Source organism: Amycolatopsis sp. NPDC051903 (genome assembly GCF_044452505.1).
Taxonomy (GTDB): Bacteria; Actinomycetota; Actinomycetes; order Mycobacteriales; family Pseudonocardiaceae; genus Amycolatopsis.
Genome location: NZ_JBITBT010000002.1, coordinates 508,894 through 525,790, shown reverse-complemented (window position 1 = coordinate 525,790; position 16,897 = coordinate 508,894). Strand labels below are relative to the sequence as shown.

Annotated in this window: 14 protein-coding genes and 1 pseudogene; 7 read left to right on the top strand and 8 right to left on the bottom strand. The window is 68.7% G+C overall.

The genetic code is table 11. The annotated features are described in order from the left end of the window. Window positions 1-198: 198 nt before the first annotated feature. On the top strand, window positions 199-4,671 hold the full coding sequence (gene mobF / locus ACIA77_RS06655; protein WP_395884785.1) for a MobF family relaxase: 4,473 nt from the start codon (window positions 199-201) through the stop codon (window positions 4,669-4,671). Between the two features lie 4 nt (window positions 4,672-4,675). On the opposite strand, the gene ACIA77_RS06650 is transcribed toward mobF, so the two are convergent. Next, complete coding sequence (locus ACIA77_RS06650) at window positions 4,676-5,089, bottom strand: hypothetical protein (RefSeq protein WP_395884784.1); 414 nt, start codon at window positions 5,087-5,089, stop codon at window positions 4,676-4,678. Between the two features lie 405 nt (window positions 5,090-5,494). On the opposite strand from ACIA77_RS06650, the gene ACIA77_RS06645 reads away from it, so the two are divergent. The 4 genes from ACIA77_RS06645 (at window position 5,495) to ACIA77_RS06630 (ending at window position 8,592) form a co-directional block, all read left to right on the top strand. After that, window positions 5,495-6,061, top strand: coding sequence for a hypothetical protein (locus tag ACIA77_RS06645; protein ID WP_395884783.1), 567 nt, complete (start codon window positions 5,495-5,497; stop codon window positions 6,059-6,061). 30 nt (window positions 6,062-6,091) lie between these two features. Continuing rightward, window positions 6,092-6,358: a hypothetical protein gene (locus tag ACIA77_RS06640; protein ID WP_395884782.1), complete on the top strand. Its 267-nt coding sequence runs from the start codon at window positions 6,092-6,094 to the stop codon at window positions 6,356-6,358. A 169-nt stretch (window positions 6,359-6,527) separates the two neighbouring features. Beyond that, window positions 6,528-6,719, top strand: a complete 192-nt coding sequence (locus ACIA77_RS06635; protein ID WP_395884781.1) for a hypothetical protein — start codon at window positions 6,528-6,530, stop codon at window positions 6,717-6,719. Between the two features lie 694 nt (window positions 6,720-7,413). Further along, window positions 7,414-8,592: an HNH endonuclease gene (locus tag ACIA77_RS06630; protein ID WP_395884780.1), complete on the top strand. Its 1,179-nt coding sequence runs from the start codon at window positions 7,414-7,416 to the stop codon at window positions 8,590-8,592. Window positions 8,593-8,624: 32 nt separating this feature from the next. Here ACIA77_RS06630 and ACIA77_RS06625 read toward each other — a convergent pair whose 3' ends face one another. From ACIA77_RS06625 to ACIA77_RS06600, 6 genes are all read right to left on the bottom strand, one after another. Beyond that, on the bottom strand, window positions 8,625-10,076 hold the full coding sequence (locus tag ACIA77_RS06625; RefSeq protein ID WP_395884779.1) for an EAL domain-containing protein: 1,452 nt from the start codon (window positions 10,074-10,076) through the stop codon (window positions 8,625-8,627). 82 nt (window positions 10,077-10,158) lie between these two features. Further along, a complete protein-coding gene (locus ACIA77_RS06620; protein WP_395884778.1) occupies window positions 10,159-10,713 on the bottom strand; it encodes an RNA polymerase sigma factor in 555 nt (184 codons plus the stop codon). Further along, entirely contained in the window at window positions 10,710-10,949 is a 240-nt protein-coding gene (locus tag ACIA77_RS06615; RefSeq protein ID WP_395884777.1) for a hypothetical protein, read from the bottom strand. The genes ACIA77_RS06620 and ACIA77_RS06615 overlap by 4 nt, the downstream gene beginning before the upstream one ends. A 243-nt stretch (window positions 10,950-11,192) precedes the next feature. Continuing rightward, window positions 11,193-12,086 carry a hypothetical protein gene (locus ACIA77_RS06610; RefSeq protein WP_395884776.1) on the bottom strand — a complete coding sequence of 298 codons (894 nt, stop codon included), beginning with the start codon at window positions 12,084-12,086 and terminating at the stop codon, window positions 11,193-11,195. Window positions 12,087-12,173: 87 nt separating this feature from the next. Beyond that, window positions 12,174-12,380 (bottom strand): hypothetical protein, encoded by a 207-nt coding sequence (locus ACIA77_RS06605; RefSeq protein ID WP_395884775.1) that lies wholly within the window; start codon window positions 12,378-12,380, stop codon window positions 12,174-12,176. A gap of 107 nt (window positions 12,381-12,487) precedes the next feature. Next, entirely contained in the window at window positions 12,488-13,180 is a 693-nt protein-coding gene (locus ACIA77_RS06600; RefSeq protein ID WP_395884774.1) for a GNAT family N-acetyltransferase, read from the bottom strand. 492 nt (window positions 13,181-13,672) lie between these two features. On the opposite strand from ACIA77_RS06600, the gene ACIA77_RS06595 reads away from it, so the two are divergent. Beyond that, window positions 13,673-14,215, top strand: a complete 543-nt coding sequence (locus ACIA77_RS06595; protein WP_395884773.1) for a hypothetical protein — start codon at window positions 13,673-13,675, stop codon at window positions 14,213-14,215. A 19-nt stretch (window positions 14,216-14,234) separates the two neighbouring features. Further along, window positions 14,235-15,353, top strand: a complete 1,119-nt coding sequence (locus tag ACIA77_RS06590) for a YaaC family protein (RefSeq protein ID WP_395884772.1) — start codon at window positions 14,235-14,237, stop codon at window positions 15,351-15,353. A gap of 363 nt (window positions 15,354-15,716) precedes the next feature. Here ACIA77_RS06590 and ACIA77_RS06585 read toward each other — a convergent pair. Further along, window positions 15,717-16,897 (bottom strand): annotated as a pseudogene (locus ACIA77_RS06585) (hypothetical protein); the annotation flags it as partial.

The following is a 16,897-nucleotide window of genomic DNA, read 5'->3' as shown; positions in this document are numbered from 1 at the left end:
GTCAGTCACCAGGAAGCCACTCAGGAACACCAAGACTCAGCCACTCACCACGATTCCCAGCTCAAGGACAAAGCCAAAGAACGATGCACACCTATGCATCACGATCTGTCGGGCCGGTGCGCCCTGGCGGGCGCCCGGGAACGCGACCCGCGTTGGTGATCTTGAAATCCGCGAGTTGATCTTGTTTGGGGGTGCGGAATGCTGACGGTGTCGAACGGTTACTCGGTCAAGTACCTCACCGACGAGGTCGCGAAGGGCCGCGAGAACTACTACACCGACGCCGTGGCGGCGGGGGAGCCGCCGGGGCGCTGGTACGGCGCCGGCGCGGAGAAACTGGGCCTGACGGGGTTGGTTGACGAGCAGGACATGCGCGCGGTCTACGAACAGTTCGTCGACCCCCGGGATGAGGCGTTCAAGGATCCGGCCCGCTGGGGGGAGGCGTCCACTCTCGGGCACACGGGCCGGAAGTATCCGACGGAGGACGAGTTGTACGCCGCCGCGTTGGACGCCGAGCCGAACGCGACGGCTGAACGCCGGACTGAACTTCGGCTGGAGGCGGGGAAGGCGGCGCGGAAGAACGTGGCCTTTTTGGACGCCACGTTCAGCGTCCAGAAGTCGGTGACGGTCCTGCACACCGCGTTCGAAGCGCAGCAGGTCGCGGCTGAACGGACGGCTGAACGACTCTCGGACGCACTGGCCGCGACGGCCGGGTCGTCGGCCGCGGACCCGGCTGAGTTGGCGGAGCTGGCGCGTCAGCGCGATGACGCGCGGGCGGTCGCGGCGTCGTGGCGGGCGCACCGCGACGCAGTGGAGGACGCGATCTGGGCGGGTAACCGGGCGTCGCTGGACTACCTGTCCGAGCACGCCGGCTACTCGCGGGTCGGGCACCACGGCGGCGCCGCGGGCCGGTTCATCGACGCCCACGACGTCGTCGTGGCGTCGTTCTTTCAGCACGACTCGCGCAACCACGACCCGCAGCTGCACATCCACAACGCGATCCTCAACCGCGTGCAGGGCAGCGATGGGCAGTGGCGCACCCTCGACGGTCGCGCCCTCTACGCCCACCGGGGCGCGGCCGCGGCGGTGGGGGAGCGCACCACTGAGGAACACCTCGCGAAGGCTCTCGGCGTGCGGTTCGCGGCCCGCCCGGATGGCAAGGCCCGCGAGGTGGTCGGGATCGATCAGCGGGTGATGGACCTGTTCGCCTCGCGCCGCCGGGCGATCACGAAGAAGACCGCCGCCCTCGTCGAGCAGTTCGAAGCGAAGTTCGAGCGGGAGCCGAACTCGCTCGAGCTGGACCGGCTGCAGCGCCAGGCCACCTTCGCCACCCGCAAGGCCAAGTCCCACAACGGCGAGACCACCGAGGAACGCCTGGGGCGGTGGGACCGCGAGCTGCGGGCCGAAGTCGCCGACGGCCTGGATGGCGTCGCCCGCGACGTGCTGACCCTGACCCACGAACCCCGCGACGCGGTGTCGTGGTCGCCGGAGGCGGTGCTCAAGACCGCGCTCGCCGACGTCCAGTCGACCAAAGCCGGCTGGACCGCCCCGGACCTCACGCGCGCGATCAGCGACGCGCTGCCGGACCAGCTCGGCGACCTCGACGGCGCCGAGGTGACCCGCCTGCTGGACACCCTCACCGCCGAAGGGTTGAAGCTGGCGACCCCGCTGGCCACCGACCGCCCCGGTGTCGCGGTGCTGCCCGACGAGTTGAAGCTGGCCAACGGCCAGTCGGCCTATGAGGCCCCTGGCCGCAAGCTCTACGCCACCCCCGAGCACATCCACACCGAACGCGCCCTCGCGGCGGCGACCGCCCGCGGCGGCGCCCCGGCGCTGGACGTGTCCGCCGTCGACGGCTTCGTGGCCGCCCTGGCCGACACCGGCATGGTCCTCGGCGCCGACCAGGCCGCCGCGGTGCGCGGCGTGCTCGCCTCCGGTGCGGCCGTGGAGTCCCTGGTTGGCCCGGCCGGCACCGGGAAGTCCTTTGTGGTCGGCGCCCTGGCGAAAGCCTGGCAGGACCCGGCTTTGTGGGAGGGCGCGCAGCGGCGCGTCGTCGGGCTGGCGTCAAGCCAGGTCGCCACCGACGTGCTCGCCGGGGAAGGCCTGACCGCCCGCAACATCGCCCGCTGGCTGGGCGCGCAGACCAAGCTCGCTGAGGGCTCCACCCACCCCGAGCACCTGGAGTGGCAGCTCAACCCGGGTGACCTGGTCGTGGTCGACGAGTCGGCGATGGCCAACACCGCCGACCTGGCCCGCATCCACCAGCACGTCGCCCAGGCCGGGGCGAAGCTGCTGCTCACAGGCGATCACCGCCAGCTCGCCGCCGTCGGCGCGGGCGGCGGGATGCAGCTGATGGCCGACGCCGGGGCGGCCTACGAGCTGACCGAGGTCCGCCGGTTCGCCGCCGAGTGGGAACGCGCCGCGTCGCTGCGGCTGCGCGACGGCGACGAGACCGTGCTGGGCGACTACCACAAGCACGGCCGGATCCTCGACGGCGGAACCCGCGAGCAGGCCGAAGCCGCCGCCGCAAAGGCCTGGCTCGGGGACACCCTCGCGGGGAAGCACTCGATCCTGATCGTGGACACCAACGAGCAGGCCGCGCACCTGTGCGCCGAGCTGCGCCGCGAACTCGTGCGACTGGGCAAGGTTGCCGAAACCGGGGTGCCGCTGGACAAGCAGGGCACCTACGCCGGCGTCGGCGATCTGGTGCAGGCCCGGTACAACGGCTGGAACCTCGCCGGGGTGGAGGGCAACCGGGAGGTGCCGATCAACCGCAAGCAGTACCGCGTGCTCGACACCCGCGAGGACGGCAGCCTCATCGTCGCCCACGTGCTCGGCCGCGAAGACGGCGTCGGCGAGGTGCTGGGGGAGCGGATCACCCTGCCCGCCGCCTACGTCGAGGCGCACATGAGCCTCGGCTACGCCTCCACCGTCCACAGTGCACAAGGCCTGACCGTGGACACCGCGCACTCGGTGGTCACCGAGTCGACCGGGCAGGAAGCCCTCTACGTCGGGCTCACCCGCGGACGCCACGGCAACACCGCCCACGTCACCACCACCGCCGTACCGGCCGACGCCCCGGACGGCGCGGCGCTGGAAGCCGTGCACCGTAACCCGTCCGCGGTGCTCGCCGGCGCGTTCACCGGGGGCGGGCCACAGCGCTCGGCACTGGCCGAGGCCACCGAATCCGCCGCCGAGGCCGAGGCGATCCGCACCCCGGCCGAACTGCTGGCCGACGCGACCGAGCTCGCGACCGCCGGACGGACGGCGCGGTGGCTGGACGCGCTGGTCGACGAGGGCTTGCTGACGGAGAACCAGCGCGCCCGTATCGCCGCCGAGGACGGCGGCCCGACCCTGGCCCGGCTGCTGCGCCGCGCCGAGCTGGCCGGGCACGACCCGCGCCAGGTCCTGACCGACGCGGTCACCGCGCGGCCGCTGTCGGGGGCGCGGCAGCTGACGAACGTGCTGCACCACCGGATCGTCGAGGACGTGTCCCTGGACCCGGCTGGAGACGCCTATGCCGATCGGATTCCGCAGGTTGAGGACCCGCAGTGGGCCGCCTACCTGCGCAGCCTTGCCGACGCTGCGGATGCTCGCCAGGACGAGCTCGGCCGCGCTCTGGCCGAGGAACCGCAGCAGTGGGTGCTGGAGGTGTTCGGTTCGGCACCGGACGAGCCGAGTCTGCGCAAGGAATGGATCAAGCAGGCGGGTGCGGTCGCCGCGCACCGGGAGCTGACCGGGCACGACGACCCGGAGGCCGCGCTGGGGGCGGCGCCGAAGGCCGGGCAGGTCGAGGCCTACGCGTCGTGGCGCTCTGCGTGGCGGGCGTTGGGCCGCCCGGAGTCGGGGCGTGACGAGCTGGAGATGTCCGACGGGCAGCTGCTGGTGCGGATGCGGGCGTGGGAGCGGGAAAAGGTGTGGGGCCCGGAGTTCGTCGCCAACGAACTCGCCGGTGTCCACCAGGGCGTCGACACCCGCCGCCGCGAGGCCGCGCTGCGCCGCGCCGAAGCCGACGCGGTCGACACCGACGAGGAGCGGGAGCGGCTGCTGCAGGAAGCCAGCGAGGCCGACGCGCTCGCCGACGTGCTCGCCGGCCGCGCGGCCGAGCTGGCGGCCGCCGACGACGCGCGGGCGGCGTGGTACGCCCACACCGCCGAAACCCGCGCTGCCGCCGAGCGAGCGGGGATTGAGCTGTCGGGCCGCAACGTCGACACCGACCCGGTCGAGGAGGTCACGGCGGCGGATTGGCTCGACGCGCACCGCGAGCACATGGCCGTCGAGGACGTCCACCGCGACGTCACCGACGAGCACGACCTCACCGACGTCGTCGAGCAGCGCACCACCGACCTGGACACCGTCAACGAGGACGACACGGGCGACGTCACCGAAACGCCAGTGGTCGAGACCGGAGTCGACGACGTGCGCGACGTTGCCGCGCACGAGGAGCCGCTGGTCGACTCGGACGAGGTGCGGATCCCGTCCGCCGAGGAAACCGCCGACGCGGTCGACCAGGCGCAGCGCGCGCTGCGGGAGATCGAAGCCCGCCAGACGGTCGACACCCGCCACGCCGACGAGGAAGCGCAATCGGCGGAGATGTACCGGCGCCATCACGACGACGCCGCCGTCACGGCCGCCGAGGCGGGCGTGGACGACGGCGAGGTCTACACGCGATGAACGGTCAGCCTGGGATGTGGGTGGGGATGTCGATCGGCGGTTTCCCGCTGCGCTGCCAAGCCCACCCCAGGGTGACCACGATCGACTCCAGCCAGCCCGGGCGCTCGGCCAGCCACGCCGGCACTGGTCGGCGGAACAACAGCACCTCCGCCGCCAGGCATTCAGCCTGGATCGTCTCCTCATGCGCGAGCCCGGTCCTGTGGGTCACGGGCGCGTACGCGAGGAAGGTGCGGCCGGTTTCCAGCCGCACGGTGGCGCAGGCCAGCCACCGGCAGGCGTCGACGACGCCGAGCGCGGCCCAGCTGCGTTCGCGGTCGTAGCGCTGCTCGGCCGCGAGCCACAGGCGCGCGAAGTCGACCACCGGCACGTGCAGGTTGCGCGGCGGGATCTTGTCGAAATCACGTCCGGTCAGCTCCATACCCCCAGCGTGACACGCGGGTCTGACAAAAACACCAGCCCGAACGGGGCCGGCACACCGACGTTCGGTCGCCTCCACTGAGACCGCCCTCTGCGGGCGGAACAACGTGCCGCGCAAGCGCGGCCTGTGTCTTTGAGCTTCGCAGCCCGGCTTAGCACGGCCCCCACTCACGATCAAGGGGCCCGAAAACTTTTGAACCCACAAAAAGCGCGTGGCTTCAAAACTTTTCGGCCTGATCCCTTGATCGCGAGCCTCTGGGGCCGCGCCGGGCGCCGATAAGGGCGACGGCCACAGCCGACGCCCCAGCCCTACGGGCCGCGAAGAAAACCAGGCAGCCCCCAGCCCCACCACTTCCCGAGCCCAGCCGCCAGCCACCAGCTCCACCAAGAGAAACGGACCACACGAATGGACCTCGCCACCGCTATCACGCAGGCCACCGACTGGTACCGCGACGAATACGCCAACCCGCACTTCAGCTACGCCGAAACCGTCCTGGAAACCCGCGAACAGCTTCACGACGAACTCCAGCACGAAGAGCCCAACCTCGGCGACGACGAAGCGAACGCCGCGTTCCTGGCGATCCTGCACGCCGACCGGGCCGAGCTAGCCGCCGCCCTCACAACCCTGATCAGCCAGCCGGCCGCCGAGTCGCCGGAGTGGCCGGCCGTCGAGAACGATGACGTTCCGGTGTCCAAGCCGATCCCCGCACTGGCACAGCCGCCGGCGCAGGACACGCCCCGGACGGTGGCGCAGGAGTTCCTCGCCGCACTCGGCGAGATGTTCCCCCACGACGTGCACGCGATCGCGGGCTCCGGCGCGTTCGGCGCCCTCGAATACAAGGTGCTCGAACGCTGCCACGAGACCGGCGAAACCCCGACCCAGGTCCTCGCCAGCGTCAGCAGCCGCGACCGCGCCTTCGTCCGGCGAGCGAACGACCCCGCCGCGTTCCTCGCAAGCCGTATCTACGCGTGACTGCCGGACCACAAGCACAAGGAGAACACCATGACCACCAACGATCCCCGCGAGTTGATCAGCCAGCTCCGCTGCATCGAGTCGGCGCTGAGCGCCGGCGTCGGGATCCGACTCGGTCAGTGGGCCGGCCTCGGCGACTGGCAGGCGCTGTCCGCTGACGGCCGTGCGCACGCCGGGGTCCGCGCACTCGCCGAGCTCGACAGCGCAATCCAGCACCTCGCGGCACTGCGCGGCGGCCTGGCCAGGCAGCTCGGTGCGACGACCTCTCCGAACGGCGACCAGCGCGAGGGGAGGTGACGACCGTGCACTGCGACCCCGCCAACGGCGACGGCCACTACTTCGTGAAGTCCAACGTGGACCCGACCGTCTGGGTGTGCTGCAAGTCCGGATGCGGCGCCACCGAAAGCCGCTGACCACGGGCAGCGGTCAGCCGACACCAGGAACCAACCATCGACGGAGGTACGACATGGAGCTCGTGGTGATCGACATTCAATGCCACGACGAGGACGAGCTCAACGCGGTGAAGGAGCTCGTCGAACGCCGGCTCGACGTCAGCGTCGCGAGCCGGTACTACCCGGTGGCCGGCAGCCCCGAGCCCCATCACGTGCGGCTGGCCGGCTGGCGCAAGCCGCCCACCAAGAAGAGCCGAGGTGCGTGATGGGAGGAAAGAAGGGACCTACACAAGACCAGCGTGACCGAGCAGCGGCGCGGGCGTGCGGGATGACCACTACCGAGTGGAGCGAGGCCCGAGATCGGGCGTCAGCGGCACGGACCCGGGACCGGCGGACCCCAGAGGAGAACGCCGCCGCCCTGAAGTCGTGGGGTCACTGCGAGGGACAGACCGACCTCTTCGAGCAGAGTGGAGACCGAGCGTGAAACGCGGACAGCCGACGAACAAGACCCAACACCGCGGGCTGGACCAGACGGTGCACAGCCACTGGGAGAAGGAGACGTGGGGAGAGGCTTCCGGGCCCACCAGGGAGCGGCCGGCAGGACGTCAGGGCCTGGCACGACCGATCCGGCAGAACCACACCGACGAATGGTGAGACCAGTTCCCAGAACCGCCGACCCTGAATGAGCACGGTGCTCCCCGATGTGCCCCGGCCGTCTCCGGCCGGGGCACATCCGTGTCAAGATCACCCGCTGGCGTCATGTGCAATCTCGCACCGCATTCGTTCCCACCGCAATGTCCCATCGCCGAGCGCTGGTCGGTCTGGCCGTGATCACGTGATCGTACGAGCGAGGGAGGTTCTCAACGTAGCGGGTGTGGTGGGCCATACTTTGCGGTCTTGACTCGCCGGGCCCCATCGATGAGGCCGACCGTGGATGGCGGGTCGTTTGAGGGGAGCGCCGTGCCGATCAGCGAGTTGACCGATGCGGGGGCCGTCCGCATGGCGATGCAGGAGTGTGATGAAGCCGGTCAGACTGCCTTCCTGAGCCAGCACCACTTCGGCGACCCAGATCAGTACTACGTGCGAGCTGGAGTTCGGCTCTACCCGGCCAAAGCGATTGCCGGTGTCGCCTACGGCTACCAGTTCCGCGACCGCGGCATCCTGCCCCATGGCGGCTTCAGCGGCGGACAGGCTGGCGCGAACCGTGTACTGCGGCAGCTCGGGTTCGACATCATCGACACTCGGCCGGACACGATCGCGGGCGAACGTGTGTGGCGTGAGGCGGTGTATGCGCACCTGCGGGACCTCGACCCTGATGGTCGTGGGATCGAACCGGGCGCGATCCGTAGCTTCGGCGCCTACGGCGGTGGCCAGGGCGTATGGGTGGATTCCGCCCGCACTCGCGACCTCGACAGCCGTGGCGTTACTGTCGCCGTCCTCAACACGGGCCGTCACTACGCCGACGTGCTGACCGACGACGACGCGCTCTACCACTACCCGAACACCAATCGTCCGTCCGGTCGAGACCACGCTGAGGTCGAGGCCACCAAAGCGGCAGGCGAACACACGATCCCTGTGTTCGTGATCAGCCCAGCCCCGACCAGCGGTGCCCGGCGCACGGTGCGACTCGGGTGGGTCGGCGGCTGGGATGACAACAGCGAACTGTTCCTCATCACCTTCGCCCCCGAGGCGCCCGCTCAGCTGCTCGACGCCGACTCCTCCGACGAGGAGGAATTCCAGCTCCGCGGCAACAACCGCCGTCGACGGACCCGCGAAGTCGTCGAACGGCCCGGCCAGAACACGTTTAAGCTGCGCGTGTTCCAGCGGTACGGCGCTCGCTGTCCGCTCTCGGGGGTGGCCGTGCCCGAGATGCTCGAGGCCGCACACCTCGTCCCATACGCCGCTGATGGGAGCGACGACCCGCGCAACGGGCTACCGCTCAACGCGGCACTCCATCGCGCATTCGACGCTCACCTGTTCGCTATCGACCCCGACACCCACGACGTCGTCACCAAACCCGGTGGCCCGGGTCTCACAGACCTCGGCATCACCACCCCGACCATCCGCGGCCTAGTCAAATTGCCTCACCGAGAGGCTCTTGCGGCACGCTACGAGAACTGGCGCAGCAAGCAGCCGTAGGGCCTCACGGCGCACACGGCTGCCTACTGGGGCTAGCTACGTGGGATGGGAACAGCCGCCGCGTCGACGGAACTGGCGGGCTCGTCAAACGTGCTCCTTCGGCTCGGAGGGTGAGGCGGGGGACTGGGCCGGAAGAGCTCGCCGGCAATGTCGTCCCGTGTCGCATTGCAGTAGTGCGTGGGTACGTACAAGCCGTCGGGCAACAGGCGCCGGACGCGCGCGAGATCGATGTCTTCGGCGAGTATCTGGGCGCCGAAGCGCTCGGCTGACTTGACTAGCCAGGCGAAGGTGCTGCGGTCGCGGTCATCGTCGAGTGCCCTGTCCATGACCGCTCGCGGGATGACCGCGAGCGTCCACGGGTGCCGGGTCAGCATGTTGAACGGGCTGGTCTGTGCGCCGTAGCCAGTGAGGGCGAGGTTGATTCCTGTGTCGGCAAGTTCGTACAGGTGGTCGTCGACACCGGGAAGCGAGAGCGCATCGGCCCGAACGCCCAGGTACAGCATGTGAGCCGGCACTCGAACGGCGTGCAGGTGACCGGCCAGCGCGTCGGCGAGGTACCGATCGGTGAGAACCGCGGTCGGCAGCTCAAGTAGCACGAATGGGTCATGCGGGAGTCGCTGATCACGCCAGACCCGTAGATCGCGGCAGATCTCGGGCAGCACGCGGTCGAACACCAGGTGCGTGAGGCGACTGGCGTCGGCCAGGCTGCCCAGTTCGCTGAGCGGATGCAGGGTTCCGGCGGGGGTGCTCCAGCACGGGACCGCATGGACGCCGGCGATACCGACCGCGTCGGTGTGTTCGATGCGGCGGTAACGCACCGTGCAGCGGCCGGCCGCAACGGCAGCGTGAGCCTGCTCAAGCCGCACCACCGGTCGAAGCGCAACTGTGCCGGTACCGGAGCCGGGCCGGGCCGTCCAGCTGATTGGAACATGGTCGGGAAGTCCGACCCGCGCTGCGACGGCACGTTCGGCGAGATCGGCGCTAGGGCGCGCGATCGTCACGCCGAAGTGCGGTTGAACGCGTGCTCGACGGCCGTCGAGCACGTACGGTTCGCCGAGTGACGAGGCCAGTTTGGTGGCGGTTTCGGAGAGGTCAAGGTCGGCCCCGGGCACGGTTGAACCGGGAATGTTCACCAGGAGATCGGCTCCGTCGGACAGAATTGTCAGGCGTTGGTGCCCGCCGAGTACCCCTTCGGCCCGGCGGGCGACAGCGGTGTGCAGCTGTCGCGTGGTCTCGACGGTCAGGTCGGTATCCGGTTGGGAATGGTGGGGTAGCCGGATCGCGAGGACGAGTGACCACCTCGACTGGTCGGACACCGGCGGCCACTGGCTGGTGGGCTCGCCCGGGAGTGGACGGGCGTCGGCGGCGATGTCGGGTTGCCGCTGGTCGTCTTCGCGCCGTGCGGTGGCGGCCAATTCTTCGTCGACCGCCTGTACAAGAGCGAGTTCAGCCGGTGACGTGGGTGCGGTGAGGACGCTCGCCAAGGCGGCAAGGCCAGGTGGTGGCGCTGCTTCGTCGGAGCGTGCGCGGCGAAATGGCAGAGAAGCTAAGGAACGGCGGGACACGTTAGGCCTCTTCTCCAGCGTCGGTGCGGTGTGGTCGCGTCGGGGGGTGGTGGTTGAGCCAGTGCCGCATACGCCGGTGTGCCTGCGAGCGATACGACCGCACGGAGGCTTGAGTAACCCCAATGCGGGCAGCGATTTCTGCTGTCGAGTGGCCGGACAGAGTGAGAAGCAGCGCGACCTGTTCCTGTCGCGTCAGGCTTGGTAGCCGTGCGAGGGCCGCACGCAGCTCGAGCCGCTGCTCGGCCGAGGTCTGCGCGCTCCACAGCGGGACGTCATGCTCCGTCAGCTCGTCGGCCTGCTCACGGCAGCGTCGGCGAAGATCGATAGCGCGATGCTTTACGACGACGGTCACCCACGCGACCCGGTCACCGTTGATAGATCGCCAGTGCCGAAAGAGCGCCAGCAGCGCTTCATCGACGGCGAGTTCGTAATCCTGGTTCGGGCAGATCTGCCGAGCTAGGTGCACCAGAACTGCGCGATGTCCACGTACCACGTCGCTGAACGCGGCGACGTCGCTGGGGTCCTGGGCGGCACTGGGTGGGGCATGATCGGTCACTCCCGCCCAACCCCGCGCCGGTGGTACCGCTTGATCAACACGTCCAGTCCGCCGGCGCGGACCATCCACTCACCTTCACCGCGTTCGCTCTCCAACACAGCCTTCGCCAACCGCACCGCCTGTTGCTGTTCGACAAGTCGAACAACCGCGGCAGCGATCAACCTGAGCAGACACCACAGCCGGCGCGCAGACAGCGTCGTCGCGCCAGCAGCAACCGCGGCCACCAGGTACAACACCGGGTGACTCCTTCCGAAAAGGGACCGGGGCCGGACCGGAGTGGCCAAGCCTTCAGTCTCATCACGCCAAACCTCGGCAGAACGCGGGGTACATTCACCCAGACGTGTACCTTTGCTGTCGTTCAGGCCCCGGTCGAACTAAAGATCAGGCCCGTCCACGTGGAGGAGCTGCGGTGCAAGCGCACCCCACGGTCACCTATCGCCGAGTCCGGCAGCGGTGTGCACTCTCGTATTGCCGCTCCGTCAGTTCTCCGCCCGCAGCCGGTACACCCTGGGCCGAAGCCGGTTGGTGAAGGTCTCGATCGAGGCCTCCGCCTCGACCTCGACGACCAGCTCGGGGACAGTCGGCAGGTACTCGGTTTGCCCGCGGCCGAACCCCCCTGTGGGCACCCGCACCGCGGGTTCACCGGTGACCCTGACATGTGCGCCGACCTGGTCTCGTAACGCCGAGGTCAACGGCATCGACAGCCCGATTCGGTGCAGCTCACCGGCGGGGTCGCGACGACCGAGGACCACTTCGAGGGGGTGCGCCGGGTCACCGGTCACACCCACTACTACGGCGTCGACGATGGCCATCTGGCGGATCTTCACCCAGCCCCCGGTCCGGCCTGCCCGGTAAGGACCGTCCACTGGCTTCGCGACCACACCCTCGATCCCGACAGCGCTGACGTCGGGACGCATCCAGCCGAGCGCGGTCTCCCGGTTGATGGTGCTGGGGGCGAGCTGCAGCGGCGGGTCGACGTCGGCGAGCAGATCCCCGAGCCGCTCGCGCCGCGCCCGGTAGGGCTGGCGCCGCCCGTCCGTCCGGTCGTCGGCGAGCAGGTCGAAGACGACGTAGTAGATGGTGACTCCGGCCGCAACCCGCGCTTGGGGGCGGGAGGCGAGCGCGGCGAAGTCCAATCGGCCGGCGCGAAGCGCCACCACCTCGCCGTCCACCACGACGTCCCCTAGCACCGGTCCGAGTTCCATGATCTCGGGGAACCGGTCGGCGAGGTTGTTCTCGCGACGGGACTGCAGCACGCCGTCGACGACGAAGAGCGCGGCACGCCAGCCGTCGAATTTCGGTTCGGGCGCCCACTGCCGTCGCGGTTGGGACAACGGCAGGTCCCGTGCCGCTTCGGCCAGCTGCAGCGACACCGGGGGCCGCACCGCCGCCACGGCTACCCAGCCGTCGTGCGCGGGGTCGGTGAGCCCGCCGTGCGCGGACGGGGTGCCGGCCCCTGGTCAGGCATCGCCGGCGTCGGGGAGGTGGGCCATTCTGCGGACGACCGTCTGCGCGCGCATCAAGTCCGCGGCGTCGTCGAGCCGGTGGGCTTCCACGGCGGTGTACTCAGCGAGCGCCAGGTCGAGCAGCAGCGCTCGTGGATCGGCGTACAGGCGCGCCGGCGGCTCGTAGTCCGGCAGCGGGCGCAGGGTGAAGGTCGGCTCCATGTCTTCGACGCTGACACACCAGCCGGCGCCGGACCAGGTCGTTCGGCGAACTGTGGATAACTCGATCGCCTGGACCACCGTCGCCGCGCACCGGTGTGCAGCCGATTCTAGAGTGCCGTGCCCGGGCGGGTGATCTTCGCGATGGGCAGGGCTTCCGCGAAGGCGTGTGCTTCTTTTGTGTCAGGGAGGGTTGCTGTGGTCCAGGTGTAGCCCTCGCCCCGCCGGGCTGCGGCGAGTGCCCGTCCCCGCCGGTCGCCGCGGACCCAGCGTGGCCCGTTGGTGGACCAGCCCTCGCGGCTCATGGCGGCGAGGGCCAGCACTCGGCCGTACCCCCGTCGGCGGTGAGCGGGCGCCACACGGACGAGCTCCAGCACGCCGGCGCGGTCGTCGGGGTGCAAGGTCAGGACGACGTCGCCGGCGGCCACGCCGTCCAGGTACAGCTTGATCGCCCCGGGCTCGCCCGGTTCGCCGGGCGGGGTGACGACCAGCTCGAGTCCCGCCGCGGTCGCGTCGTCGGGGTCGAGTTGTTCGTAGGCGGGGTCGAGCATGACCCACACGTGGTCGTCGTGGCCGGCGGTGCGGCAGGCCCGGCAGAACAGCTGGTGCTGGCGCAGTGCGGTGTTCCAACTGAACGTGCCGTCTTCGCAGACCCGGTGCCACCGCGGGCAGCTCGACGGCGGCGCGCACAGGAGGTTGCCCGCCGGCTGCAGCTGGTAGCGCAGCGCGGGCCGGACCGGGAGGTCTCGTTGGCCGAACTCGCTGCGGGCGCCCGAACGCATGGTGTCGCTCGTGTCGAACATAAGTTCGTATGGTGTATTCGACGTGGGGTGACCGCAACGTTCTCGCTGTCACATTGCTCTGAATGGGCGACAAGCCTGGTCGCGAAGGCGGCCCGCTCCTGTGCCGTGAACGCCACACCCGGGAAGGGCGCGTCGCGCAAGGTGGTGGCGACGAGCACAACCTACGGTCACCCCGAGGAGCACTGCGACAGACGTGCAGGGGTGCGGAATCGCCGAGGGTGACCAGCCGCAGGAAAGTGCTTCCGGTGTGGGAAGGCGGAGACCGGTCGCGGCGGCGTGTTGTGTCCGGGGCTGCAAAGCGGAGGTCTCCACCTTCGAGGTCCCGTGGGACGTGATCTTGCCCAGGGCAAAGCAGGTGTCGAGGTAGGCTCGCTGAGCTTGCCTCAGCTGCCGCGGCAGGCCTCATGGACGCGGATCGCGGTGCTACATCACCTACGGGTGTAACGGCTTTCGTCTTCCAGGAGATGTTGAAGCATTGGAACGATCGAGAAGATGGGCAGTGCAATGGAATTGGGGCCGCTGGTCAGCTGGATTGCCGTGGTACCTAGCGCTGTCAGCGCAGGCGTGGCGATTATGAATGCTCGAAGGTCCAACAGTGCGGCGCGAGATGCTGAAGAAGCTCTAGCCGCTACGCTACGACCCGAGTTGAGTCCAGTCTTGGATGGAAGCGTACACGACGAAGTCAACCTTTTTTTCAGCAATGTGGCGCGGCATGATGCGTTGGACGTGCGAGCCGAAGTCCACCTGAGCGACGGGCGCAAAGTCGGCGAGGGGGAACACCCTCGGTTGCCTGGCCAGGTGCCCAACACGTGGGCTCCGGAACCCGAGTTCAAGGTGACATTGCGAGGCCTACCTTCCGTAGATCAAGTAGATCATGGTTATGATTTGGTTGCGGTCTTGCATTTCTTCGACGAACGCCGAATGCGGAGCTATCGGCAGGAAATTGGAATAAGTCGAGCCCTATTCGGGGAACCGGGAAATATGTACATGAAAAATCGTTTTGAAACATCGTTGCCGACGACGATGCGATCATGAATGATTACTAGAATCTAGAATGGTGCGGGTAGATGCCGTTGGGGGTCGACCGGCCACTATGCAGAGGGGCGTTGTGTACGGACAAACCTACCTCGACCTAAACACGACTCCTCCGCCGATCGCGTGGCAGATGCTTCGTATGCTGCGGGCGGACCCTCCCGGACGCGCGGGCGGAGGTGATCGCAAGAAGACGTTCAACATGGCCCTCGAACAGGCGGAGCAGCTGCTGGGTGCGGCGCTCACCGTTGGTCCTGCGGCCCGGCCGCTGCTCGCCTTCTACGGTCTGTCGCAGGCCGGGCGGGCCGTCGCAGCAGCGGCACAGACAGTGAGCAACAACGAGTACCGGCTCGAAGGTCACGGTATTCGAACCGGCGAGATGCAGGGGGTGATGAACACAGGGCTGGCGGCGCTCACGGTCACAGACCAAGGCAAAGGCTCGTTCACCAAGCTGGCGAACTTTCTCGGTGCCGCCTCACTGCCGGAGGCGACGCCAATCGGCGAGCTGTGGGGACTGCTGCCCGACCTGAGCCGGTTCCCATTGCCCGGCATGGGCACGATGCGTCCGGTCTCAATCGAGACCAGCCCCACTACCGTTAGGGCGCACGACGTTCCGGTGTCGATTCGCGGGATTCCGCAGGACTTGGCCTACACGGCTCCCGGGTCCGGCGGCGACCCGGATGTAGACGCCTCCGGTTACGCCGAAGAGCGACAACGCGTAATCGCGTTCCTCGACCGGTATCCGAGCCTCACCGGCTGGGAATTCCGGGCGCCGGACGGCAACCCAATCGGTTTGCACCTTGTCGGTAACGCGGCGGAGGTGCCGGTCGCATGGCCCAACGCGGGCTATGGTGAGGCGGAAGACGAAGTGCTCGATCGCCACACGATCGAGTACCGGGGGTATCAGCGCCTGGCGTTTCCGGTGGTCGGCGGCGCCAGTGAGCCCGCTCATCCTTTTCTGCTGTGGTGGGCGATCCTGTATGCGCTGTCGATGTTGGCCCGGTACGAGCCTAAGGTCTGGGGCAGCCTCATCAACATCAACGAGAGCCCGGACGCCGCCGCGATCGAGCACTGCCTCGAGCAAGCGTTGCACTTGTTGCCGGAGCTCATCCACCGGACCATCGCCGCCGTCGCCGGCTGACGCGCGGTCTGGGTTCACTGAGCCTCGGATCGCTGCGACGAGCACTTTCTGGACCGGTGCGCGCGTCTGAGAAGTTGATCAATGACGGTCATGATGACTGCGAAACGGCGTCTGCTCGATCCATGCGAGCCAGCAGAGGCAACAGGAAGGTCTGCTCAAACAGCATCGGACGCGGGAGATGGTGTTGACCAGCGCTTTTGCAAGGCAGGGGTCGCCGGTTACGTTGGTTCGCTCTGCTCGACAGACTGATACTGGTTCGTGTCACTGGAGGATGCATGTACGGCGTGTGATGCCAACGGCGTCGGGACGCTAGCTCGAAGCCATCCGTGCCGCGTCGGAAGCGCCGCGCGCCAGGGCGTGGGGCTAGGTCTTGCGGACTGCGCCGGTGAATCCGGCGATGAAGAGGGTGGCGAAGCCCCACGCGAGCAGTCGGAGGCCCCAGCCGAGCACGGTGAGCGTCTGGCCGGTGGTGGTGTTGGTGGTGTCGCAGTGTGCGCGAGCTCCGGTTGAGATCAGTGGCGTGCCGAGGTCGAGTCCAACTCCGACGCGTTCGACTAGCGTGCACGCAGCCGGCGTCGCGCTCGGGGGCGTTTGGATCTGCGCTAGCCCGCCGTGGGCTCCCAGCCACGCGGTGATCAGGCCGGCGAGGGTGAGTGTGGCGAGCAGGCCCCAGAGTGCTCGCCAGGGTTGGTAGCCGTAGCCGAGGAGGAGTCCGGTGAGACGGGCCCAGCTGCGTTCGCCTCTTCCGGTGAGCGCGCCTCGCCGAATTTGGTCGCGTCGTTGCTGGATCAACACTCGCCGCGCTTCTCGGTCATGCCCTGCCGCCCGATGCGCGGCAGCCAACTGTTGATAGGGCTGGGCAGAGTACGCGGGGGTGGCCTCGCCGAGCAGACTTAGCCAGTCGGTCGAGTTGGTTCGCGGCAACCCCGAGTACACTAGGCCGTCAACACCCAGACGAGCCCCTGCCCCACGTTTGTGCTCGAGTGCCGTCGGATCAAAGAATAGCGCGCCGCCGACTCGAAGATCGGTCAGATCCAACACCACCCCCTCGCCATCACCAGTCGCGGAAAGACCCTGGACTAGGAACACGGCACCACTGGTCTGGACCCTGGTGGCGTCCAGGGCGGGCCCTGAGTCGTTGTGCAGCGTCGCTCCATTGCACACCAGTTGGCTGCCGATGTGGCCGGTGCGGAGGATTACTGCGCCGCGGTCGCCGGTGCCGGTCGCGGAGAAACCGTCGCTAAGGAACACTGCACCACCGGTCTGGACCGCGTTGGCGTCCAGAGCGGGGCCCGAGTCGTTGTGCAGCGTCGCCCCGTGGCACGACAGGTGGCCGCCGATGTGGGCGCCGGGGAGGCGTACCGCCCCGAGTTCTCCGGCGCCAACCGCAGAGAATCCGTCGCCAAGGTACACGTCGCCGCCTACCCGGAGCCCGGCGGCGTTCAGTGCAGGGCCTGAGTCGTTACACAGCGTCGCTTGACTGCAGGACAGCTCGCCGCCGATGCGGGCGCCGAGGAGGCTTACTGTCCCGCGGTCGCCGGTGC